19 protein-coding genes and 2 pseudogenes are annotated in these 22,513 nt (G+C 38.0%); 6 read left to right on the forward strand and 15 right to left on the reverse strand.

The annotated features are described in order from the left end of the window. Window positions 1-124: 124 nt before the first annotated feature. A pseudogene (gene pulA / locus JNUCC41_RS22205) lies at window positions 125-2,011 on the reverse strand (type I pullulanase); the annotation flags it as partial. 373 nt (window positions 2,012-2,384) lie between these two features. Next, the gene (locus JNUCC41_RS22210; protein ID WP_192204878.1) at window positions 2,385-4,514 is read right to left on the reverse strand and encodes an ATP-dependent Clp protease ATP-binding subunit; all 2,130 of its coding nucleotides are present in this window, start codon (window positions 4,512-4,514) and stop codon (window positions 2,385-2,387) included. Window positions 4,515-5,173: 659 nt separating this feature from the next. On the opposite strand from JNUCC41_RS22210, the pseudogene JNUCC41_RS26910 reads away from it, so the two are divergent. The 5 genes and pseudogenes from JNUCC41_RS26910 to JNUCC41_RS22230 form a co-directional block, all read left to right on the forward strand. Further along, window positions 5,174-5,287, forward strand: a pseudogene (locus tag JNUCC41_RS26910) (transposase); the annotation flags it as partial. Window positions 5,288-5,535: 248 nt separating this feature from the next. Further along, window positions 5,536-5,904 carry a GntR family transcriptional regulator gene (locus JNUCC41_RS22215; protein WP_228467417.1) on the forward strand — a complete coding sequence of 123 codons (369 nt, stop codon included), beginning with the start codon at window positions 5,536-5,538 and terminating at the stop codon, window positions 5,902-5,904. Continuing rightward, the gene (locus JNUCC41_RS22220) at window positions 5,901-6,803 is read left to right on the forward strand and encodes an ATP-binding cassette domain-containing protein (protein WP_192204879.1); all 903 of its coding nucleotides are present in this window, start codon (window positions 5,901-5,903) and stop codon (window positions 6,801-6,803) included. The genes JNUCC41_RS22215 and JNUCC41_RS22220 overlap by 4 nt, the downstream gene beginning before the upstream one ends. Beyond that, entirely contained in the window at window positions 6,784-7,524 is a 741-nt protein-coding gene (locus JNUCC41_RS22225) for a hypothetical protein (protein WP_192204880.1), read from the forward strand. The genes JNUCC41_RS22220 and JNUCC41_RS22225 overlap by 20 nt, the downstream gene beginning before the upstream one ends. Further along, window positions 7,521-8,213, forward strand: a complete 693-nt coding sequence (locus JNUCC41_RS22230; protein WP_192204881.1) for a hypothetical protein — start codon at window positions 7,521-7,523, stop codon at window positions 8,211-8,213. The genes JNUCC41_RS22225 and JNUCC41_RS22230 overlap by 4 nt, the downstream gene beginning before the upstream one ends. A gap of 184 nt (window positions 8,214-8,397) precedes the next feature. Here JNUCC41_RS22230 and JNUCC41_RS22235 read toward each other — a convergent pair whose 3' ends face one another. The 4 genes from JNUCC41_RS22235 to JNUCC41_RS22250 all read right to left on the reverse strand — a co-directional run bounded on the left by JNUCC41_RS22235 (window position 8,398) and on the right by JNUCC41_RS22250 (window position 12,216). Continuing rightward, window positions 8,398-8,841, reverse strand: a complete 444-nt coding sequence (locus JNUCC41_RS22235; RefSeq protein ID WP_228467418.1) for a C40 family peptidase — start codon at window positions 8,839-8,841, stop codon at window positions 8,398-8,400. A 204-nt stretch (window positions 8,842-9,045) separates the two neighbouring features. Further along, complete coding sequence (locus JNUCC41_RS22240; RefSeq protein WP_192204882.1) at window positions 9,046-9,672, reverse strand: metal-dependent hydrolase; 627 nt, start codon at window positions 9,670-9,672, stop codon at window positions 9,046-9,048. Window positions 9,673-10,170: 498 nt separating this feature from the next. Further along, on the reverse strand, window positions 10,171-11,082 hold the full coding sequence (locus JNUCC41_RS22245) for a hypothetical protein (protein ID WP_192204883.1): 912 nt from the start codon (window positions 11,080-11,082) through the stop codon (window positions 10,171-10,173). Window positions 11,083-11,325: 243 nt separating this feature from the next. Continuing rightward, the gene (locus JNUCC41_RS22250; RefSeq protein ID WP_192204884.1) at window positions 11,326-12,216 is read right to left on the reverse strand and encodes a selenium metabolism-associated LysR family transcriptional regulator; all 891 of its coding nucleotides are present in this window, start codon (window positions 12,214-12,216) and stop codon (window positions 11,326-11,328) included. Between the two features lie 134 nt (window positions 12,217-12,350). Here JNUCC41_RS22250 and JNUCC41_RS22255 point away from each other — a divergent pair, with 134 nt between their 5' ends. Beyond that, window positions 12,351-13,376, forward strand: coding sequence for a YeiH family protein (locus JNUCC41_RS22255; protein ID WP_192208286.1), 1,026 nt, complete (start codon window positions 12,351-12,353; stop codon window positions 13,374-13,376). A gap of 24 nt (window positions 13,377-13,400) precedes the next feature. Here JNUCC41_RS22255 and speD read toward each other — a convergent pair whose 3' ends face one another. The 9 genes from speD to tatA all read right to left on the reverse strand — a co-directional run bounded on the left by speD (window position 13,401) and on the right by tatA (window position 22,476). Continuing rightward, a complete protein-coding gene (speD, locus tag JNUCC41_RS22260) occupies window positions 13,401-14,237 on the reverse strand; it encodes an adenosylmethionine decarboxylase (protein WP_192204885.1) in 837 nt (278 codons plus the stop codon). A 160-nt stretch (window positions 14,238-14,397) separates the two neighbouring features. Next, on the reverse strand, window positions 14,398-15,060 hold the full coding sequence (locus tag JNUCC41_RS22265; protein ID WP_192204886.1) for an ABC transporter permease: 663 nt from the start codon (window positions 15,058-15,060) through the stop codon (window positions 14,398-14,400). Between the two features lie 17 nt (window positions 15,061-15,077). Further along, complete coding sequence (locus JNUCC41_RS22270; RefSeq protein WP_286182189.1) at window positions 15,078-15,995, reverse strand: osmoprotectant ABC transporter substrate-binding protein; 918 nt, start codon at window positions 15,993-15,995, stop codon at window positions 15,078-15,080. A gap of 11 nt (window positions 15,996-16,006) precedes the next feature. After that, on the reverse strand, window positions 16,007-16,660 hold the full coding sequence (locus JNUCC41_RS22275) for an ABC transporter permease (RefSeq protein ID WP_192204887.1): 654 nt from the start codon (window positions 16,658-16,660) through the stop codon (window positions 16,007-16,009). A 12-nt stretch (window positions 16,661-16,672) separates the two neighbouring features. Then, window positions 16,673-17,827 (reverse strand): betaine/proline/choline family ABC transporter ATP-binding protein, encoded by a 1,155-nt coding sequence (locus JNUCC41_RS22280; protein ID WP_192204888.1) that lies wholly within the window; start codon window positions 17,825-17,827, stop codon window positions 16,673-16,675. A gap of 204 nt (window positions 17,828-18,031) precedes the next feature. Further along, window positions 18,032-19,207, reverse strand: coding sequence for an acyl-CoA dehydrogenase family protein (locus JNUCC41_RS22285; protein WP_192204889.1), 1,176 nt, complete (start codon window positions 19,205-19,207; stop codon window positions 18,032-18,034). Window positions 19,208-20,147: 940 nt separating this feature from the next. Further along, window positions 20,148-20,375: a hypothetical protein gene (locus tag JNUCC41_RS22290; protein WP_192208352.1), complete on the reverse strand. Its 228-nt coding sequence runs from the start codon at window positions 20,373-20,375 to the stop codon at window positions 20,148-20,150. An 811-nt stretch (window positions 20,376-21,186) separates the two neighbouring features. Further along, window positions 21,187-22,200: a bifunctional metallophosphatase/5'-nucleotidase gene (locus JNUCC41_RS22295; RefSeq protein ID WP_192204890.1), complete on the reverse strand. Its 1,014-nt coding sequence runs from the start codon at window positions 22,198-22,200 to the stop codon at window positions 21,187-21,189. Window positions 22,201-22,248: 48 nt separating this feature from the next. Further along, entirely contained in the window at window positions 22,249-22,476 is a 228-nt protein-coding gene (gene tatA / locus JNUCC41_RS22300; protein ID WP_192204891.1) for a twin-arginine translocase TatA/TatE family subunit, read from the reverse strand. Window positions 22,477-22,513: the final 37 nt, after the last annotated feature.

The raw sequence follows: 22,513 nt of genomic DNA on the forward strand, positions 1-22,513 counted from the left end.
GCACATTTTTTCTCAAACTTGCGAAAGAAAATAATGGAAGACTTCATTTGACCAATAATTTTCATATCAGAAAATGAAATAAAGTCAAAGTGAGACATAGTATTCACTCACTTCGACTTTATTATCATCCGTTAGAATTTGTTTTCAGTACAAACGAACTTAAAGGGGCAACGGTAATCTGACTCCCTTTAACCCTTTCTATTTCTTCCAGGCCCGCCCGCTGACCATCCACTAAAACGGACCAATCACCTTCGTGGGGAAGAGAAATGTTTATCCCGTCCCAATTTGCATTATGAATCACTGCAATTTTGTAATCATTATGTTTTAAAGTAAATGCTACCGCATTTGGCGGAGCATCAATGAATTGTAAATGCTCCTCAATTTCCTCGGGTGTGCTTAACCTAAAAACAGCATGATTTTTCCTGAGCGAAATTAGTCCTTTCATATACTCCACTTCCCGATCTAACACCGCTCTCCTTTTCCAATCCAACCGGTTAATCCAATCGGAAGATTGATAGCTATTTTCATCCCCATCCTTCGTACGCATGAACTCTTGTCCAGCATGTATCATTGGAATTCCCTGTGACAGTAAGACGACGGCCGAAGCTAATTTATGCATCTGTTTCCGTACCTGTTCTGTCGCATCTGGATTTGTGATGAGAAGCTTATCCCATAAAGTATAATTGTCATGTGCTTCAACATAATTGATCACTTGATCTGGTCTTTGATAGGTTGCTATATCTTCGTCATATTTCAAACCACCTGCGATGCCCTTTTTTATTACATCTTCCATTCCTGGTTTGCCATTCACGAATCCTTTATCATGTTCATTCATTACAAACCCTTTTAAACCATCACGGATCGCATCGTTAAAGTGAGCGATTCCAGGCATTTTACAAGCATTCTTTTGATTTGCTTTCAGCTCTTGGGCAAGGGGGGTATCCATATCCCAGCCTTCTCCCAAAACAATGAGGGACGGATCAATTTCTGCCAGTGCCTTTTTCACCTCATTCATCGTTTCCACATCATGAATCCCCATTAAATCGAAACGAAAACCATCAAGGTTAAATTCCTTCGCCCAATACGTTACAGATTCAACGATGAATTTTCGCATCATTTTACGTTCAGACGCGGTGTCATTTCCTACACCGGTTCCATTAGATAAGGTACCGTCGGCGTTATAGCGAAAAAAGTAAGTGGGAACGAGTTTATGGAAGTTTGATCCCTCCACTGTATAAACGTGATTATACACAACATCCATGATTACGCGTAAACCATGATCGTGTAAACCTTGAATCATTTCCTTTAACTCCCGGATCCTGACTTTTGGTTGATACGGATCAGTCGAATAAGAACCCTCGGGAGCATTATAATTCTGTGGATCATATCCCCAGTTATATTGCGGTTCATTCAATTTCATTTCATTGACTGTAGCAAAATCGAATATCGGGATAAACTGAACATGGGTAACACCTAGATCTTTAATATGATCAAGACCCGTTTTCGCTCCTTCAGGGCCTTTGGTGCCGGCTTCGATCACTCCTAAGAATTTACCTTTATGATGGATTCCGCTTTCAGGATGAATCGACAGATCCCGTGTATGCAATTCATAAATGATTATGTCCTCAGCTTTTTCGAGTGGTGGTTTATTCCGTGTCCACCTTTCAGGATTCGTATTATTTAAATCTATCACGACTCCTTTATTACCATTAACAGTAACTGCACGAACATAGGGATCGACGGCTTCACTCCAGGTTTCTCCCACTCTCACTTTATATGTATAAATCAAGCCATCCTGATCTCCGTTCAGCTCAATGGTCCATGTCCCCTTCTCCGAACGAACCATCTGAATCTCCATTCCATCTGTATCATCCCAATGGTTATAAGTGACTAGCTTAGCTTCAGATGCAAGTGGTGCCCATAATCGGAATGCCGTTTTATCTTTAAGATAGGAATTTCCTAAATCTTTGCCTTCATAGAAATATAGTTCATCCAATTCCGACGGGTTCACTGGATTACTATTTGCAATCGGCAGAGATTCCAACTGATTTTCCGCTTCATTATCCATTGGTTTTCGATTATTTTTATTTTCCTCTTCAAAATAAGAAAGTGAATCTTTAATAGGTCATTCCTCCATTGAAATTCCCATTTTAGAACAGGAATTATTAATATTTATAATCATAAACGAAACTTCCCTCATGTTATGTTCCACAGGCGTTTCCCATCAAAACATTCAATCAGCAAAATATGTCGAAAATTCAGAAATCTACATTTAATAATCGAAAGCTATAGGTCATTTAGCAGAACCTTATCTATCATTTTATAAAAATAAAAAAAATGCCTCCATAACAGTTTTACGGTCTTGGAGGCATTTCTAGTACTCTTTATGGTGTTTTAATAATTTTCACAGAGGCATCCTCAACAATTGCAGTGAAGTTCTTAACTTCAGGCTGCTCAAAGATAAAGTCAGTGATGCCGTCTTCGAGCTGTTCTTGAAGTACACGGCGGAGCGGTCTCGCCCCGAAAGCTGGGTGATATCCGAGTTCAATCAGCCTTTGTTTCGCTTCATTCGTTACATCTAAGGATAAACCATTTGCAGCAAGGGTTTCTTCTAGCTCGTGAATCATGATATCAACGATTTGAAGAAGATCTTCCTTCTTCAATGCCGAGAATTCAATGATGCTATCGAATCGGTTCAAGAATTCCGGTTTGAAGAAACTGCCTAAAGATTGTAGGATTGAAGCCTCTTCCACAGCTGAACTTGTACCGAATCCCATTACTTTTTGTTTCTCACCGACCCCAGCGTTACTCGTCATGATGATCACGGTATCTTTAAAAGTAACGGTCCGCCCTTGACTGTCGGTTAAGCGGCCATCTTCCATGATTTGCAGGAACATATGCAATACATCCGGATGTGCCTTTTCGATTTCATCCAATAGGATGATACTGTAAGGTTTGCGGCGAACTTTTTCCGTCAATTGTCCAGCTTCCTCATGCCCTACATATCCAGGAGGAGAACCGATTAATTTAGAAACACTGTGTTTCTCCATGAATTCACTCATGTCAAGGCGAATCATCGATTCCTTGTCCCCGAACAATTCCTCAGCGAGAGTTTTCGCCAATTCGGTTTTACCTACTCCTGTCGGACCAACGAAAAGGAAAGAACCGGTAGGACGATTTTTAGATTTTAACCCTGCACGACTTCTTCGAACGGCCTTTGAAACCTTTTTGACAGCTTCTTGCTGCCCGATTACTTTTTTCATCAGCTCCTCTTGGAGATGAACCATTCTATCTTGCTCATCTTCTTGGAGCTTACCTACAGGTATACCAGTCTTTTGTTCGATGATATTTTGAATATCTTCAACGGTAACGGTTGGCTTAATTGCATCTTCCCCAGCCTGCAAGGACTTTTCCAGTTTTTCTTCTTCATCACGAAGAAGGGCAGCTTTTTCATATGCTTCTTCTTTTAAGGCCATTTCTTTTTCTTTATAAATTTGCGCCAGACGCTCTTTCATGTTTTCTACCTGGCCGTCTTCGATGTTCAAGTTCAATTTGGAACCAGCTTCATCCATTAAGTCTATTGCCTTATCAGGCAGGAATCGGTCTTGAATATAGCGATTCGAGAGTTCAACAGCCGCTTTTAGGGCTTCCTCACTATATGATACACCATGATAAGATTCATAACTATCTTTTAAACCATGTAAGATGACCAATGCCTCAGCCGTTGTCGGCTCATTAACGTGAACAGGCTGGAAGCGTCTTTCAAGGGCACCATCTTTTTCAATTTTCCTATATTCGGATAAAGTTGTTGCTCCGACAAGCTGAAGTTCACCGCGTGCAAGTGCAGGTTTCAAGATATTCCCTGCATCCATTGATCCTTCGGCTGAACCCGCTCCCACAAGTTGATGAATTTCATCGATGAATAAAATGACATTTTTTCTTTCCTGCAATTCACTGATCAATTGCTTCATTCGTTCTTCGAATTGCCCTCTAATTCCAGTATTCGAAACAAGGGACGCTACATCAAGCATATATACAAGCTTATTACGTAATTTAACAGGCACTGAACCTTCTACAATCGCTAAAGCAAGACCTTCGGCAATGGCTGTTTTACCGACACCAGGTTCACCGATTAAAACGGGATTATTTTTATTGCGTCTATTAAGAACTTCAATGACACGTTTGATTTCTTCATTTCTTCCGATAACGGGATCGATAAGTCCAGCTTTCGCAGCATCGGTCAAATTGCGGCCATACTCCTCAAGCAATCCTCCATCCTCGCCATGTTCAGCTGAATCCGGTTTTGGTACATCATTATAATTAAATGGATTGAATGAATTTGGAAATCCATTATATTGGAATTTTCCTGTATCCATTCCGCCCATTGCTGCTCCAAGTTTGTTTCGTTCTTCTTTATAACAAGTGGAGCACAGTTTCACATCATGCTCCTGACCATTCATATTTAGGTGAACTTGAATATTTGCTTGGTTTACATGACATTTTTCACAAAGCATGTAGTACTCCTCCTTTTAAAAAATGAATTCACAATAAAACTTTGACCTTCTTTGACTTTCTGACTTTATTATACCTTGACCTTCTTTGACTTTCAATAATTTTGTCTGGGAATTTTTTTGCAATAAAAAAAGAAATTCCTTCGATTTGGTTTGCTAAGCATATTAAACTATCCATTTTCAGTCAAATAAAAAGATTCCATGCCCTTAACAAATTCAAACATTATTGATTCCCCACTTTAGGAAGCACATATCCTAATCTTAACAAAATCCTTTTTGCAGGAAAGTAGCAATCATCTATCCGATCCAGTCTTTAAAAAATCAAGAAAGAGACTTTGCAAACTGTAGACAAACTTGGATAAATAATTGAGTTTGTCTTCAACTTTTTTCGAGGGGTATAAAATTAGAACGTCGAGCACTCGCTTTGCGCCTGTGGGGTCTCCTTGTGACGCGCTTTTCCAGCGGAGTCCCGCGCACCAGTTCCAATCACTTTGTTTTAATTTAAATAGAATCCCTTTTGCCAACAGTCTTTTTTTAAATAGATATTTAAGCTTGAGGTGATGTGGATGCTTTCCAAACATAATTCTTAGTGAGATCAGCATGTGCCAGCGAACCATTTAGTCCGTAAAACGGAGTCCGACATTGAAGAGCTAAATATGAACATGGTCTATTCGTTGGTTCTTAAGTTATGGCTTTCATGATAAAGCACCTCACTTTTCTGCCTTTAGAAAAATTACAAGCGTCGCTTTAAAGATACAGACCTGTTTGAACAGATTCTCTACCGCAAACTTAAACTGCTACTTTAAAAACCTTAGTGGGCGTAGGGACTGGATAGAGTTTGAAGTCTCGGGCTTAGAAGAATATTCACTAAGAAATTAACGTGTTCCCCCATAGAAGATTAATAAGGAAGTAATTCCTCTTTAATACAAATAAAAACAGGTATTGTAATATGTACCAAATTATTTTATACTACATTACAACAGTAATGCACTATATGTCCGAGGAGGTGGAAACAATTCTAAATATGGATAGTACTAAGCCTATTTATGTGCAAATTGCAGATTGGATTGAATCGGAAATTTTAAATGGACATTTTGAAAGTGGCGAAAAGGTTTACTCACAATACCAAATAGCTGAAATGTATACGATCAATCCTGCAACTGCAGCAAAGGGCCTCAATCTTCTGGTTGACGAAAATATCCTGTATAAAAAGCGAGGACTTGGTATGTTTGTCGCCGCTGATGCAAACGAAATCATCATCTATAAACGAAAAAACCAAACATTGAAGCGATTAGTACGTGAGTTGGTTTTAGAAGCTAATCGGTTACAAATAAGTGAAGTAGAATTAATCAAAATGATAAAAGTGGAAAATAATCAGGAGGCTGAACAATGAGGGTGATTGAATGTACGGATTTAACGAAAACTTATTTAAGGAAAAATATTTTAGATGAGCTCTCTTTTTCAATTGAAGAAAATAAAATAACGGGATTAATTGGGCGAAATGGGGTTGGAAAAACGACTTTACTTAAAATTATTGCTGGGTTCATCAAAGAAACGTCAGGGCAGGTCAAGGTTTTTTCTGAAAGACCATTTAACAGCCTGAACGTCTCAATAAATTCCATCTTTGTAGACGACCAAATGAGTTTTCCACCAGCCATACCACTTGGTGAAATATTAACAGTGGCGGGGAACTTCTATCCAAATTGGGATAGAAAATTAGCTAAGCGCTTGCTTGACTATTTTTCTTTTGATCCAAAATCTTATCACAACCGGCTTTCGAAAGGAAAAACAAATACCTTTAATATGATTATCGGCTTAGCATCCCGTTGTCCATTAACAATTTTTGATGAACCAACTACAGGAATGGATGCGGCAGTAAGAAAGGACTTCTATCGAGCAATGCTTAAGGATTATATTGCTTATCCCCGTACAATTATTCTTTCTAGCCATCACTTGGATGAAATTGAGGATTTACTGGAAGATGTGTTACTCATTAAAGATGGGAAGAAACATTTCCAAATGTCAATCTCTGATTTAAAGGAATGGGCCATCGGATTAAAAGGAGCAACGGAAGAAGTACTTAATTTAACAAATGGAAGGGAAATCCTTTTTAAGGAATACTTAGGTGTGAATACGATGTATGCAGTTGTAAAAAATGACTTTTCTGAGTCCTTACTTAAAAAAGCTCGGATTGTAGGTATTGAAATCTTACCCGTTAAATCCAGTGATTTATGTGTTTACTTAACCAGTGAAACGAAAGGAGGAATTGATGATGTCTTTAACAAAAGTTAATTTGAAGGAAACGGTAAAAAAACAATACTTTTTTAAGTTAAAAGCAAATATAGATGCTTTTAGTTCACTCATTGGAATCCAGTTATTAGCACTTCTCTTTTCAATTGGCGGTGTTGGCTCAGCTGGAATGGGAGGAAGCAACATTAGTGTTAATATAAAATACTATTCTGCAGATTTAGTCATTGGTTTCACCCTGATTTGGGCTTTGGTTACAGCGATTACAATAACTGCGAAACCATACAGAAATCATGATTTTACTTTCGTAACCAATCGCCTTAGTAGTAGTCTAGCGAATATTCTCTTTTTATTAACGGCAAGTATCATTGGAAGCATCACTGCCATTCTGTCTGGGAATTTGTTAAAAGTCTTAGCTTATGTTTTTCTTGATGGGCGGATTTATGGCGTTCATTCTGGGCTAAAAGAACTTGTTATGGGTTTATGCGTAACAATTTTTTATATTTTCTTAGTTACCTCCATTGGCTACTTTATTGGGACACTAGTCCAAGTAAGTAAATTGGTTATCATTCTTATTCCTGTTTTGTTTTTTGGAACACTATTTCTTGAGGGCTCAATGCAAAAAGAACCTTTTCTCGTAAATGTATTTTCATTTTATACGATGGAATCGACGCTTACTCTATTTATTATCAAAGTGGTTGTAACGGTTGCTGTATTTTTTGCAGCTGCTATAAGCATCTTGAATCGAATGGAGGTAAGACGATGACCGTTTTGACTGCAATATTGCCGATAGTCATTATTATTCTTATTTTTGGTGTTTTCATTTTTATGGTTAGGTTTGCTGGAAAATTTGCAACTCCCAAAATAACTCACTGGCTTCTCTTCATCTATATTGGCGTACTCCTTCTAGGCACGGCTTTTGTCCCTTTCATCATTGATGATTCGATGAGCCAGAAAGGAACGGAAAAAGTGGTGGATACAGACCGGGAATTAAGTGATTTATATTCGCATCTTACTAAGGGAGAGATCGACCAGATTGATGCTAAGTATTTACTGAAAGAAAGTAACTTTAGTAATCACGAAATTCAAATAATAAAGGTCGAGTCTAGCAATGATGAAGGTTCACAGATTTTTGTAGAAAGAAAAACAAATAACGATGACACGATTGAAGCTTTCATTTTTGGCAATGGATTAATAATAGATGATTACGATTTTTATAGCATATTGAAGCCGTATCATCTCGAGTTAATCGATGATACCCTTACCATTAATCTTCCTCAACAACAAGATATTAATCTAATAATAACTAAAGCTGATTTTCCAATACGACAATTTACTGGCGAATCGAACATAGATACAGCCTTCAGTTCCGACCAAGTCGTTTATTTACGAATACCCGATAACCTTAAGTTAATTGCTGATGATCATGTTTTTCTTGAGTTTATTGAGAAGTAAACGAATGGGTGAGAGGTTTTCATCGCTTTGAAAAGACCTAAATAATGACCTCGTAAAGGTCAACTATTCTCTATAACGGGTTCAAATCCAATAAAAAAACAAAAAGGTTTCGGAATGTTCTCATTCTGAAACCTTTTTGTTTACAAGACATTTTGGTATTTTATAAAAAATTGATTTCCTTCTATTATATACGTTTCGCACCAATATACTTTGGCTTCCAATAACTATTATTGGTCTTAGCGTATGAAACTCCTTTAGATGATGATGAGTGTATGAATTCATTGTTTCCTATGTATATAGCCACATGTGTAGGTTTTTTCGCTTTATTTGGTGCAAAAAACAGTAAGTCACCTTTTTGCAGACTTTTAACTTTCTTTCCTTTTTTATATATGTCAGCAGCGGTTCTTGGTAAATTCTTACCAGCCTTTTGGTATGAATACTTCACTAAACCGGAGCAATCAAATCCTGAAGAAGAAATGCCACCCATTTTATATTTTGTACCTAATTCACTTTTAGCCACTTTAATCGCTTTTGTATGATATGAAGCAGCTTCCACCGGGTCCCCAGCAAAAGATGCGGTTACAAGCATGATAGCCAATGACAATCCAACGACAATTTTCTTAAACAAATTATTTTACCCCCTGATGCAATTTGCTAAACTTAATATACTAGAAAAGGTATATCACTCGCATCACAGGATCTTTACAAAAATGTTACATTTAGTAGATTCAGGAAGAATGACCATTTAAAACATAAAAAAAGTCGAATCAAGTGTCCCTTCAATTTAAAGTTACTCTACCTCATAGAAAAAACAGTGGTAAGGAAACCACTGTCAAAATTCTTTTGAGAAAAATGGAAGAAATAACTTTACCCCACGTTTGTTAAAAGGTAAACATTTCAAATCTGCAATTAAATGACTTATGTATCCTAATAAACAAGTAGTGAAAATTCCGTCAATCCCCATAAAAGCTTCGAATTGATGGGCAATGATGCCAAAGAAAGCGACACCTGCAACCGAATGTGTATAACTTCTATGTGGTGTAAACGAAGCTATGATAATATAAACTCCTAAAAGCCACAGCCAGCTTTCCTGCAAAGATAAACCGCCGCCTAAAACCGCTAATCCAGACAAGGTCAACATATGCCTTTGTCTGATGAAAGATGAAATGATGATGATTCCGATTCCTGCCCCTACACCGATCCATTTTTCCGTTTCAGAGCCTTCCAAAAGACTATAAATGATCATTAGTATCCCAATCGTTTGTGCTATCGTTCGAATAAACTTATGTGAAAAAGTAATCCTATTACTTAACTTCCCATCAATATCCATATCGGGCATAAGGCCTGAAACTCCCCCAATGCCAACCAAGAATAAAGTGGTGGTTGGATCTGTTTGAAGCGTGTTTGCCGTCAAGAATCCAACTGTTGCCCCTAATGCCATGTGTGCTGTACCGTTCACTGTCTCTCTCCTGTCCCACTAAGAAGTAATCTCTGTTCCCAAGAAACGAATGTTTGTTCGAATCTCTGTATTCTAACTATACAATATTTTTGGGGGAATTTCTTTATTTTTTATAAAAAAAGCCGTAGTAACCAATGATTTGAGCTTGAAAATCCCTCACTCTAAATTAAAATCACTTTTTCCAGAAAGTCTTTAATAGTTTTTTAAGTAATTTTCATCACATAAAACCGCAAAATATTTTTCTATAAATTGTAGTTTTTCATGAAATTTTATCCATCATATGAATATACTAATCTATAAGGGGAGTGATTCAGATAGCCTTTTTAAATGCCTTCAATAATTTTAAAAATGGGAAAAAGTCCAAGAAAATAAAAAACATGGATTTTCGGGAACAACACGTAAAGAAATCGTCTGAGCTCATCGGGAATAATGAAATTGTCCAGAATATAATTAACAATCACCTTTCCAAAAAAAATAACCACTTGTAGGGTGGTTTTTTTAATTATTATGGGAGATCGTTTCATTCTTTTCCAGCTTCTCACTCGTATCGTAAATATAGTGAAACTGTAAATAGTAATCGTATATGACATTTTGCAGGATCTTAAGCAGTGATTTATCGAATGTATCGAATTCAGTTTGGTAACTATTTAAAACAGTGACAAATTTCCCTTCCATGTTTTCGAAATAATGGATAAGAAAGTTCTTGTAATATTCACTATCACTATTGCTTTTATTCGAAATGCATGGATCGCCGGTTTGAATGGATTTATCAAGCATCGCTTTGATGGATTTAGGCAGCTTTGCTTTTTTGAACTGGTTCAGTGTATAGATATCGTAGGTAAATGAAAGTCCTAATTGATTGGAATAAAACTCTATGGCACAGTCCAATGTATAGATTAAGGGAGTTTTAAAGTCCTTGCTGTTTGCAATTTCCTCTGATATCTCCAATTGATATTCCTCGGATGTTAAATACGCAGCAAATTTCATTTTTGAACTGCTCATGCTGAATACTTCATAAACGGCTGCATCTTGTTTTTCAATTTCAATTTCGATATTAAAAAATTTAAAGTGTTTTAAACGGTAAAAAGCAATCGGTGCTAATAGGAAAAGCAATATCCAAACAAGGTAAAGAAATAACGTGTTAAAGATGATTTGATAAAATTCAGACGTTACGATCGGTTCGATGATTAACGATATCAATGTATGTTCAAAGCCCTGAGAGATTGGGGGATTTGTGGCAGGACCAACGGCTTCCTCTGGCTTTTTCAAAGTTTGGATCCCTAATTGAGCCATTGCAACTAGCGTATAAACAAAAATTAAAATTGTCCCGATCACATAAAATTTTGGCATGAATCCTATAATCCTGTCGAAAACAGAAATCCGCTTATCTTTCTGCTCCTCTATAGCCAATGTGGTTTCTCCTTTTAAGATTATTAATATCAGGAAAAGTCTGCAGGGGCTTAGAAATTCCTGGAGACTATCTATTTAATTTATATGATTGCAATTGTGTGAAAATACATAAAATTCGTATAATTATTGACATATTCCAAAATACTTTCGACGTTTTCATTAAAATTAAAAATATTTCGTCGTTAAAAATGCTCAACCTCTTCATTGAAAATGAAAGGATGAGCAAAAGTTAAGGTGATTTATTTAGGACGGCCCCTTTATCGCAAATTCTTCGACCTTCCTTAAAAACAGCTCCATGGCTTTTGAGGCTTCAAGGTCTAACTTTTTCACGATTGAAAAAGGCCTTATAATGGGCTCATTTTTCAAATGAAAGGTTTTCAATTCATTGGACCTCAGTTCTTTTTGTACAGTCAATCGAGATAACAGGGCAATGCCAAGCCCAGCCATCACCGCTTCTTTCACTCCTTGGATACTGGTGAAAATAAACGTTTTCTTTATGTTTAACTCCAGGCTACTCAGAAGTTTATCTGAATATGTACGGGTTCCCGATCCTTGCTCCCTGAGCACCCATGTTTGGTTTTGAAGCAATGTGCCCTCGATGAGATCCATTTGTGAAAGTGGATGAACCGGGGGGACGACGACAATCATCTCGTCATTCATGAATGGTCTGACATCAATATCCTTATAATTCGTTTCACCTTCAATCAAGCCTATATCAAGCTTATTCGAACGTATACCTTGTATGACTTCATTTGAATTCGAGATGATGATTTGTATGTCCACCATCGGATATTGAGCCGCAAATTCCGCTAAAACTTTTGGCAGGTAGTATTCCCCTATCGTGAAGCTTGCACCTATTTTCATCGTTCCGCTAACCACGTTATTAAATTCATTTATTTCTCTTATTGCTGTCTCATAATGATCAAGCATTTGCTTAGCATGTCTATACAAAATTTTTCCCGGCTCTGTTATTTGTACTTGTTTGGGAGAACGATAAATTAATTTCGTCCCTAACTCATTTTCCAGATTTCTTATGTGAAGACTGACTCCCGGCTGCGACAAGTTCAGAATGTCCCCTGCTCTTGAAAAGTTTTTCTGTTCGATTACGGTGACGAATACTTTTAACGGATCCATGGCTACCTCCCTTATTTATTTATGTGTTTTATTTTATCATAAGTAAAAGTAATCTTTGAAATAGCAAAAATATATTTCACTTATTTTTAATTTAGCTTTAAAGTTAAGGCATCAACAAAGATGGAGTGATCACACTGGAACAAACAAACGTAGAAACTAAAAAACTTGGATTTACAAAAGGAATAGCATTGACTTTGCTAATCGCCATTGCTGCAAAATACTTAGCGGAGCTTCCATTCCTTCATATAATGGGACAGTTAGTCATTGCGATACTGATTGGTGTTGTATGGAAAGCGATCATTGGAGTCCCAGCTTACACCGTTTCAGGGACAAATTATTCAAGTAAAGTCCTTTTGAGAATGGGCATTATCTTATTGGGAATGCGCCTGAATCTAAAGGATATATTTAATGCCGGTCCGAAAACATTTGCAGTGGGTGCCATTTGTCTTGGATTTGCTATATTGGTAGTTTATGGATTGACCCGTCTTTTTAAAGTTGAGAAAAAGCTAGGCATATTGACAGCTTGCGGAACGGGAATTTGTGGCGCTGCTGCCATCTTGGCAATTTCCTCCCAAATAAAAGCAAAAGAAAAAGATACAGCAATAGCCGTAGCGACGGTTGCTGTTTTAGGTACAACCTTCACTTTCGGTTATACAATCCTATATCCATTATTGGAGTTATCCGATCAAGGATATGGTATATTCTCGGGTGCGACACTCCATGAAATCGCTCACGTGATCGCTGCAGCGGCGCCAGGGGGAAATGAGGCAGTCGACTTGGCAGTCGTGGTCAAATTGACAAGGGTGGCTCTGCTCATTCCCGTTGCCATTTTAATCGGATTCATCATGAATTGGAAAGATCGATCAAGAGAAAACGGAAAGAGATTTTCCTGGAAGTCCATACAAATACCTTGGTTTATTTTTGGGTTTTTGTTAATGAGTGCCCTTTATTCTACAGGTGCAGTTCCTGAAACCATAGCCGATAAACTTGTTATGCTTTCCTATATCCTCATGGCTATGGCCATGGCAGGACTAGGATTGAATATTGACCTCGTCACCTTTAGGAAATATGGTGGTAAACCTTTTATAGCTGGACTGATCGGCTCTATATTATTGACTTGTCTCGGGTATGTATTAGTTCACGTATTCCATTTAAATTAAGTTTTCGATTAAAACAAGCATCCCTTAATCGGCATGCTTGTTTTTTTCTATTGGATGCGGAATATTGGCACCGTAAAAAATTTCATCCATCTCCGTTCGAAGCCTTTCTATAATTTCTTGCCTTTCTTCTGTATTCAGTTTTTCCTCTGTATAGCCGAATAGGTAATTATTAATATCGAATCTTTTCAGCTTACATTTTGTATGGAATATATTTTCCTGGTATACATTCACATCAATCATGTCATATAAACCCTTCACTTCATCAGGAATATAGTTTTGAATGGAATTAATATCGTGATCAATGAACAATTTCCGCCCATCTTTATCTCTCGTAAAGCCTCTTACTCGGTAATCGATCGTGATAATGTCGGTATCGAAGGAATGAATGAGATAATTAAGGGCTTTAAGAGGTGATATTTCCCCACAAGTAGAGACATCGATATCGGCCCTGAATGTGCTAATGCCTTCATTTGGATGGAATTCAGGATATGTATGTACGGTAATATGGCTTTTATCCAGTTGCATGACCACATTATCAGGTAAAGGCCCTGGTGATTCTTCATAAGTTCCTGTAGGTACTTCTACGACAGGACCTTCTGAAACAAGAATCGTTACACTTGCTCCTTGAGGTACATAATCCTGTTTGGCCGTATTTAAAACATGTGCCCCTATTAAATCAGAAACATTGTGCAAGATCTTCGAAAGCCGCTCTGCATTATATTGTTCATCGATATAATCCAGGTAGGCCTCTCTCTCTTCCCTCGTTTTTGTATAACATATATCATACATATTAAAGCTTAAAGATTTCGTAAGATTATTAAAGCCATGAAGTTCAATACGTTGCTCTGGTGTAAGTTTCATGATTGATTCCCCTTATATTTTTTTACGACTACCCTTATAGTTACCCTTTTTCTGAAATAAAAAACTAAGTCTGCCAGTCTGAGCTTCTGACTTCCAATCGGTAATTGTCATTTCTGGCCAAGGAAGAGCCATTGCATTAACATGCAATGGCTCTTTTGATTTAGGCAGTATGAGTTTTTTTCTTTTTTATCGGTGAAAGAATTCGTTCCAGCCATCCTAGTATCAGATCTGAGAGAATGGCCATCAATGCCGTCGGAATTGCTCCTGCAAGTATGATTGCCGTTCCATTTGAAGCGTTTGTTCCCCTGACAATGATATCCCCCAGTCCGCCCGCGCCTACGAATGTACCGACCGCGGTTACTCCAATTGCAACGACAAGCGCTGTACGTAAGCCAGCCATGATGACAGACAGAGATAATGGCAGTTCGACCATTCTTAGTAACTGGATCTTCGTCATTCCCATTGCCTTGCCAGATTCTAAATAAGCATGATCGATACTTGTAATTCCGACATAAGTGTTCCTCAAGATTGGCAGTAAGGAATATAAAAACAATGATAAGATAACCGTATTTGTTCCTAACCCCATTACTAGCATCAGGAGAGCGAGCATAGCCAATGCTGGTGTGGTTTGTATGACATTCGTTATTGAAAATACCCAATTGCTCAATTTCTTATGTTTCGCGATGAAAATGCCTATCGGGATGGCTACAATTGCTGCAAATAAAACTCCATAGGCGGACATTAAAAAGTGGCGATAAAATTCAGTAAGTACATACATCCAATTTTGGGAATAATAAGTTCCCAGCTGTTGCAAGGTTTCCATTAGTGTGCACCTCCCATTTATTCAAAGTATTTATGTGCTTTAAGGAATTCCGATGCTACGACCGATGGTTCCTTCAAGTTCCCATCCACTTCATAGTTCAGTTCCTGCATGGTTTCAGTAGTGATTTCACCAATTAACTTGTTAAGCTCCTCTTCAATTTCAGGATATCGTTCCAATAATTCTTCGGTAACGACCGGTGAACAGTCATATGGAGGGAAATATTGTTTATCATCTTCCAAAAGCTTCAAATCATTAACCTTAATCCGTCCATCTGAGGAGTATGCAAGGACAATATCCATCTGACCATTTTTGACTGCATCGTATACCAAGCCAATCTGCATCGGATAAGTTTCCCCAAATTCCAATCCATATGTATCGACGAACCCTTTATAGCCATCGCCTTTTCTTTTCAGCCAGGCACTGTCTACACCTAACCTTAAATTATCTGCATCCTTTTCCAGATCCGATATTTTCTGATACCCCTTTTCCTCTGCCAATTCATTTGAAATCGTAAAGGCATAAGTGTTATCGAATCCGTAAGAATCAAAAAATTTGAACCCATATTGTTCTTTGAATTCCCTTTGAACGATTTCCATCGCCTTTACTGGATCCTTTTCAATTTCCTGCCCCAGCACACTCGTTAAATCAGTCCCTGTATATCGAGTTGCGGCTATGTCTATATCACCGGTCTCCATCGCCTTTTGCTGAACGAAATTGGAACCTAGATTTTTAATGATTTTCGTATCAACTTCCGTATTCCTTTCAAGGAGTTGAGCGATCATGTTCGCCAAGATCTCGGATTCGGTCATGCTTTGGGCACCGATCTTTACAGTAGTTTCAGAAGATGACCCTAAACCAGGCAAGGAGCACCCGGTGATCACTAATGAACAAACTAAAAGGGTCATGAAAATTGTACGTCTCATTTTTTTATACATGGTAATCCTCCTCAAGCAGCTTCCTTCATACCTTTCAAACCTTTTGGTACGACTTTTCGTTCAATGATCGAGAATACATAATCCACCAGGATAGCCATGATGATTACCGGAACTGCACCTGCGATGATATATTCTGTTTGATATAAATTCAAACCGATAAAAATGTAATCTCCAAGTCCCCCGCCTCCAATAAAGGAAGCTAAGGTGGCCCATCCAATTAAATAGACGGAAGCCGTACGGATGCCAGCCATAATGACAGAAAGCGCAAGCGGGAATTCAACCAGACGAATTCTCTCCCAGCTTGTCATCCCGATTCCGCGTCCGGATTCCAGAAGATTTTCATTTACGCCTTTAATGCCTGTGTATGTATTTCTGAGAATGGGTAAAACGGAATAGAAAAATAACGCAATGATTGCGGGTGTTTTCCCAACTCCGAGGAAAGGAATGAAAAAGGCTAGTACCGCTAAGCTCGGCAATGTCTGCATAATGTTTGCCATTCCGATTATTATCGAAGAGGTCCTTTTCATTCGCGTCAACATGATCCCTAGTGGTACGGCAACTATTATTCCAAGGAAAACAGCGATCAAGGATATATATAAGTGCTCCCATGCCTTATAAACCAATTCTTGCCAGTTCGTTTGTAAAAAATCGAGCAAAGTTTCCATCTCATTCACCTCCTAAATCATTTCTGCCATTTCTTCCATTTGATTTTCTTCTTCTCCCCAGATGCTGTCATATACGATGTCCACCAATGTAGCCCTAGTGACGATTCCGACCAAATGTTTATTGTGGTCAACTACCGGCACGTATTTGAATCCTCGTTTTAAAATCTTCTGAACGGAATCGCGGATTAAAGTATCCTGTTTCACTGAATAGACTTCAGTATTGATTACTTCACTGATATATTTAGCCTTTTTACGATATTCACTGATCGTTTCAACATCCACGAACCCTTTCAACACATTTTGCTCATCGACCACAAGTAAAGAATCTACCCGTTTCTTGCGCATGATCGTAATTGCATCTGTAAGCGATTTTTCCTCTGTAATGGATATTGGGTGTCGACTCATGATCTGTTCAACCAACTCGACATTCGGTCTTGTTTGAAGCAGGCGATCTTTGCCGATGAATTCTTCTACAAACTCATTGGCTGGGTTTCTGAGAATTTCATCCGGTGTTCCTACTTGGACGATTTCACCAGCTCTTAAGATGACAATCCTGTCGGCTAGTTTAATGGCCTCATCCATATCATGGGTAACAAAAACAATTGTTTTATCAAGTGTGCGCTGTAGATTTTTAAATTCCTCCTGAAGGGCATCGCGGGTGATTGGATCTAGGGCGCCAAAAGGTTCATCCATTAAAATGAGTGGAGGATTTGAAGCTAGTGCTCTGAGAACGCCTATCCTTTGTTGCTGCCCGCCGCTCAATTCGTAAGGATACCTTTCCAAGTATTCAGGACCCATATCAACAAGCTGAAGCAATTCCAGTGCGCGTTCCTTTTTCTTCTGTTCATTCCACTTGAGAAGCTTTGGAACGAGGGTGATATTTTCAAGAATCGTCATGTGAGGGAAAAGTCCGATTTGCTGGATAACGTACCCTATCTGTCTTCTTAGCTCGACTGGATCTTTATCCAGTATATTTTCACCATTAATAAGTATCTTGCCTTCCGACGGTTCGATAAGACGGTTAATCATTTTCATTGTCGTTGTCTTACCGCAACCACTCGGACCAATAAAACAAATGAACTCCCCTTTTTTAATATCCAATGATATATTTTTTACAGCTTTCTTTCCTCCCTTATAGATTTTCGATACATTTTCGATTTTTAACATAACAAGCACCTCCATCAGTTGTACAAAATTACAAATTTTACAAATATGTTAATTTTCATTTGCACAGTCTCTTGTACCCATTTAACAAAATGTATAAACCTTTTATTTTAAAAAAACTAGTTCATTGGAATTATATTGAATTAATGACAAAAACTACCTCATTTAAAATGAGGTAGTTAAAAGATATATAAAATTAAAGATGAATTAAAATCCAATATTTTTAGCAATAAGGGTTTTTACGGTTTCATCTGTCCCTGTAAAGAAAGTTGTCAAAGGAATATCCCGGTGACGCTGGGCAATTTTATCGTCTCCTATATTTCCGTAGCCATCATGTAATTGCATGCACTTATTAGATATTCGCTTAGACATCTCCGTTATCCAATATTTAGCCATCGATACTTCAGCTATGATATTCGCCCCAGTCATATGTTTACAGATCAAACCATCAACAAATGTTCTTCCCAGATGAATATCTGTCGCTATTTCAGCAATGGTAAACTGTGCATTTTTATATTTACTTATTTTCTTATCAAATGCTTTTCGTCCTCTTATAAAATTCATCGTTAAGTGAAGCATTTCTTTTGCCGCCATTAAAGACCCGATCGCACACATTAGTCTTTCCTGCTGCAGTTTTTGCATGATATAAGAGAGACCCTTCCTTTCCTCCCCAAGGAGGTTGCCAACAGGAACTGAAGCATCATCGAAAAATAGTTCGGCTGTGTCTAAGCATCCCTGTCCTGTTTTACCAAGCTTCCTACCCCGTGAAAAACCTGGTGTATCTTTATCAATGATCAGCAAGCTGATCCCGCCCTGGGAATGAACAGCATTAAGATCAGTTTTGCATGCCACAATCATGAAGTCGGCCTTAAAGCCATTTGTGACAAACGTTTTGGCTCCATTGACAATATAATACCCATCTTTCCTAATCGCAGTGGTTTGGATATCCCCTAATTCCGAATCCATTCCCGGCTCTGTCAATGCAAAAGCTGAAATCAATTCACCTGAAATGAATTTCGGTAAATATCTTTGTTTCTGATCTATTGTTCCAAATGAAGAAATATAAGGGGCTACAACATCAGAATGAATGGATATTCCTCCTAACGCTGATCCAACCATTTCCAATTCCTCTGCCAGCACAACTGAATATCCAAAATCTGCTCCTATTCCACCGAAGTCCACATCAAGCCACGGACATAAAAATCCATTGTCTCCAATCTTTTTCCAAAAGGAGCAAGGTATTCCCCCCTCCTTTTCCCATTGATCATAAAAGGGGACAGCCTCCTTGGCGAGAAATTCACGAATTGATTGTTTAAATAATAAGTGTTCTTCCGTTAGAAAGGAACGAGAATCATCCTTATTTATCTCCATCGTGCTAACCATGGGTTAACCTCCATTCTCTAACGATTTTGTACTTATAATCCATTAACATGTTCAAGTTAAATATCTCGTTGTAAACGGTTACATCAGCAAATATCAAACTGTTAAAATGACCCACAATATTCTTGTTCAACAAAAGTATTGAATTCCCTTTTAAAAATCTAGTTTTCCTCATTTTAAATCTTGTTTGTTTATTACTTAACTGCTTTGGATATGGTTTTATCATATATTCTGTCGAGGTCATTTTTGGAATATATTTGTACTAATTTAGCAAAAATTCTTTTTTATTACCGATTAAAATGGGTACTTTAACGGGCTGTTAAAGAAATAAACCAGCTATAGGATGTTAAAACCTTTGTTTCTCCTCTGCTTATTAACCAATACCCCTGGCCCCCCTGCAGTGTCATAGCTTCTCTTGTTATACGATATCTAATTCCAGCCAACCTCCAACATGTTTCTACAAGTAGGGGGCGGAAAGTTTTCTTTACGAAAGCATGTCCCACGTACCTGTACGTCCTGCTCGTTTTATATTGAAGCTTGAAATAAACCCAAGTATCCTCTCAAGCTCCTTTACTAGTGTTTTACATTTTACCCATAGCACTTAACTATGTAAAAACAGGTGCGAAAGTATATAACCTAAACTTTTTACATAAAAAAATACTCTGGAGTATATCTCATCCCAGAGTATTTTTTAACGCTGTACTACTTTTTCTTTAAACCGCATCTTTACCTTACCAAGTGTTTAAAAGCAGTAAACTTTTGGAGCAGTAATTTGTAATTCTTTCCCTGTATGTGGGTTTCAAATACGATTTGCTCGGCCATAGATCTCAAATGCACCAAATCTAATCAAATTAGTGCTCATAAAGGGCTCTTGAAAGCTTTCCATGCACCAATTACTGTGATCCGACCGCTATATATATATTCTCTATTCCTTCACAAATTTTTAATCTTGGACTTTTCCATTAATGACAACACACTTCCCATTTGTAGGTTGCTTTATCATCTTTCCATCCTTGATGTATACAGTGTAAGTATTATTGACTTTAGCATCTAATCTTGCTAGGTCTCCCGTTATTGCTATGATATTTTTGACCGCTTCCTTCTTCAGGTTATCCATGACTTTCTTTTTCCATTGTTCCCGTTTGATTTTTTGCTTATTTTCATCAACCATCAGGATCCCATCCTTTTTGTTTGATTTAGGTCTTCTCCGATAATAGTGTATTATATTTTTATCATCTTGTTACCTTTATGCTTTTCCTTATTGGGTTCTTTTTTTACTTTATAACGTAACAAGTAAGTAAATAGGATTTAATTAAAATGCTCACGCTAGTGATATCAAGAAAAGAACACACATAAAAACAGGATGCAACTGAAAGTTGCACCCTGTCTGAAAAAGGGGTTTGCTTCATTTCGAATCAGCATAAATTCTCTGCGATAAACACCTCATCTACAATAGAGTAAATACAGGTATCTGACTAGAGTTTACCATCCAAAGCAACCATCCCCTATATCTTAAAAGTTTTATCAACTTTCAATGCATAATTGACAATTATTGAATGAGTTTTCTGCTTTTACGTGCAAGCGAACCATCTCCTTGCTCGAAACGATTTTTAATGAAGCTTCCAGTAGTTAAGTTAAACGTCTTTAACTGACACCTCATTTACTGTATGATATGAATCACTCGTAAATCACTAGCCCCTTATTCTTTATTTATAATGACCATCAGCGGGCAAAATATTATTGGTTATTTATGGATATCAATAAAATACTCATCGTAGTTTAAGTACAAAAAAAGGAGCGGAATTAAGCTAAACGACTCAGATAAAATCTAAACTAAGTTCGACGTTCTCCGTGGAAAGAGCGGTAATGCGCAAAAAAAGGCTGGCAGTCGTTAGTTTTCACCGACTTTCTGCACAACCTCTTGCATTCATACTGCATAATTAATAAAGAAACGATAAAGCATTATGAAGACTTCATTTGGATTATCGTGCATTCAACTCTGAACGATATTCATCTATGATCTCTTGTATCTCCTTATCGGCTCGGACATTTGTGACGTCGTAGAGGAATCCATCGGATTCAACCAACGTCATTTTCCCGTCTACTACTTCAAAAGTCAAATCCAGGCGTCCCAAATAATGTTCTTGTTCTCCGCCGGCTTGAGTAATGGGCACCATCACCTCTCCATTGAATTCGTATTCGGGCGTTTCGATGACCTTGTGTGTATCTGCGCCGATTACCGCTGAAACTCCTGGAACCTGAGCCAACTTGTGGTCTTCAGTGTTTCCGGCATGCGAAAGGACAATATTAATGTCTGACTTTTCACTCACTTCAGGAAGCAACTCATTCAACGCTTCTACCGGTTCGATGAAATCGAGGTCAGCAACATCATTCCAACCGCGAATTTCCGGCTTCATCGAAGTAAGGCCGATCATGCCGACTTTAACGCCATTGAAAGAAAAACTCTTCCAAGGCTTGACATTCTGAATGTACTTTCCTGTTTCCCTGTCAATGACATTACCAGTAAGGATGGGGAAATTCACGTTGCGGTGATAATTCTTTAACTGTTCATAACGGCTTTCCTGTGTGCCCTCTCCGGCAGGGTAAACGCGGAAGTCGTTGTTTCCGAGAACCATTGCATCATAGTCCAAAGCTTTCAAAAGCGACGTCTCCAACTCTCCTAAACCCGCCTGAAACTCGCCGCGCAAGAAGACATCTCCGCCATCGACCAGAAGCAGATTCTCCTCTTCATTGCGAACATTTTCAATGATGGTGGCATACTTCGCAATTGAATTGTGATGAATGCTTCCATCAACCAGCGTGACGATGTCATCCAAATGACCATGAAAGTCATTCGTCTGGAGAATGGTGAGTTCAAACTTTTCTCCCTCCTTGAGCTTTTCCTCCGCAACTGCTGTTACGGGCTTTCCGACAAAAGCAGCAGCCACCGCCAGCGAAAAGCAGCCCGTCAATAACTTCATTCCCATTTTATTCATCCTATTTCCTCCAAGCAATTACTCTATTAAATTGTAGACAAAAGTTATTTAGTTACCAGTCTTTTCGGTTTTATCAAGTGCGACTAGTTTCGTTTTTTCTTCAGAGTTAGTTTTTACTTCTTTGTCATTGCTGATCAAATCATTTGTTGCTTTTTTAAATTCATTTAAAGTTTTCCCGAAAGCACTTCCGATTTCCGGTAATTTAGAAGGACCAAAAATGATTAACGCAATGACTAGAATGAGAATTAGGCCGGGAATGCCGATACTAGATAACAATCTTCTCACCTCCTAAACCATGATGGTTTGTTCATAC

The sequence above is a fragment of the Brevibacillus sp. JNUCC-41 genome (genome assembly GCF_014844095.1).
GTDB lineage: Bacteria > Bacillota > Bacilli > Bacillales > DSM-1321 > Peribacillus > Peribacillus aracenensis.

What these genes read in the sequence shown, in the direction of transcription:
- JNUCC41_RS22210 (WP_192204878.1), bottom strand. Translation starts at nt 4,514, where the DNA reads ATGCTTTGTGAAAAATGTCATGTAAACCAAGCAAATATTCAAGTTCAC.
- JNUCC41_RS22215 (WP_228467417.1), top strand. Translation starts at nt 5,536, where the DNA reads ATGGATAGTACTAAGCCTATTTATGTGCAAATTGCAGATTGGATTGAA.
- JNUCC41_RS22220 (WP_192204879.1), top strand. Translation starts at nt 5,901, where the DNA reads ATGAGGGTGATTGAATGTACGGATTTAACGAAAACTTATTTAAGGAAA.
- JNUCC41_RS22225 (WP_192204880.1), top strand. Translation starts at nt 6,784, where the DNA reads ATGTCTTTAACAAAAGTTAATTTGAAGGAAACGGTAAAAAAACAATAC.
- JNUCC41_RS22230 (WP_192204881.1), top strand. Translation starts at nt 7,521, where the DNA reads ATGACCGTTTTGACTGCAATATTGCCGATAGTCATTATTATTCTTATT.
- JNUCC41_RS22250 (WP_192204884.1), bottom strand. Translation starts at nt 12,216, where the DNA reads ATGGATCCGTTAAAAGTATTCGTCACCGTAATCGAACAGAAAAACTTT.
- speD (WP_192204885.1), bottom strand. Translation starts at nt 14,237, where the DNA reads ATGAAACTTACACCAGAGCAACGTATTGAACTTCATGGCTTTAATAAT.
- JNUCC41_RS22265 (WP_192204886.1), bottom strand. Translation starts at nt 15,060, where the DNA reads ATGGAAACCTTGCAACAGCTGGGAACTTATTATTCCCAAAATTGGATG.
- JNUCC41_RS22270 (WP_286182189.1), bottom strand. Translation starts at nt 15,995, where the DNA reads ATGTATAAAAAAATGAGACGTACAATTTTCATGACCCTTTTAGTTTGT.
- JNUCC41_RS22275 (WP_192204887.1), bottom strand. Translation starts at nt 16,660, where the DNA reads ATGGAAACTTTGCTCGATTTTTTACAAACGAACTGGCAAGAATTGGTT.
- JNUCC41_RS22280 (WP_192204888.1), bottom strand. Translation starts at nt 17,827, where the DNA reads ATGTTAAAAATCGAAAATGTATCGAAAATCTATAAGGGAGGAAAGAAA.
- JNUCC41_RS22285 (WP_192204889.1), bottom strand. Translation starts at nt 19,207, where the DNA reads ATGGTTAGCACGATGGAGATAAATAAGGATGATTCTCGTTCCTTTCTA.
- JNUCC41_RS22290 (WP_192208352.1), bottom strand. Translation starts at nt 20,375, where the DNA reads ATGGTTGATGAAAATAAGCAAAAAATCAAACGGGAACAATGGAAAAAG.
- JNUCC41_RS22295 (WP_192204890.1), bottom strand. Translation starts at nt 22,200, where the DNA reads ATGAATAAAATGGGAATGAAGTTATTGACGGGCTGCTTTTCGCTGGCG.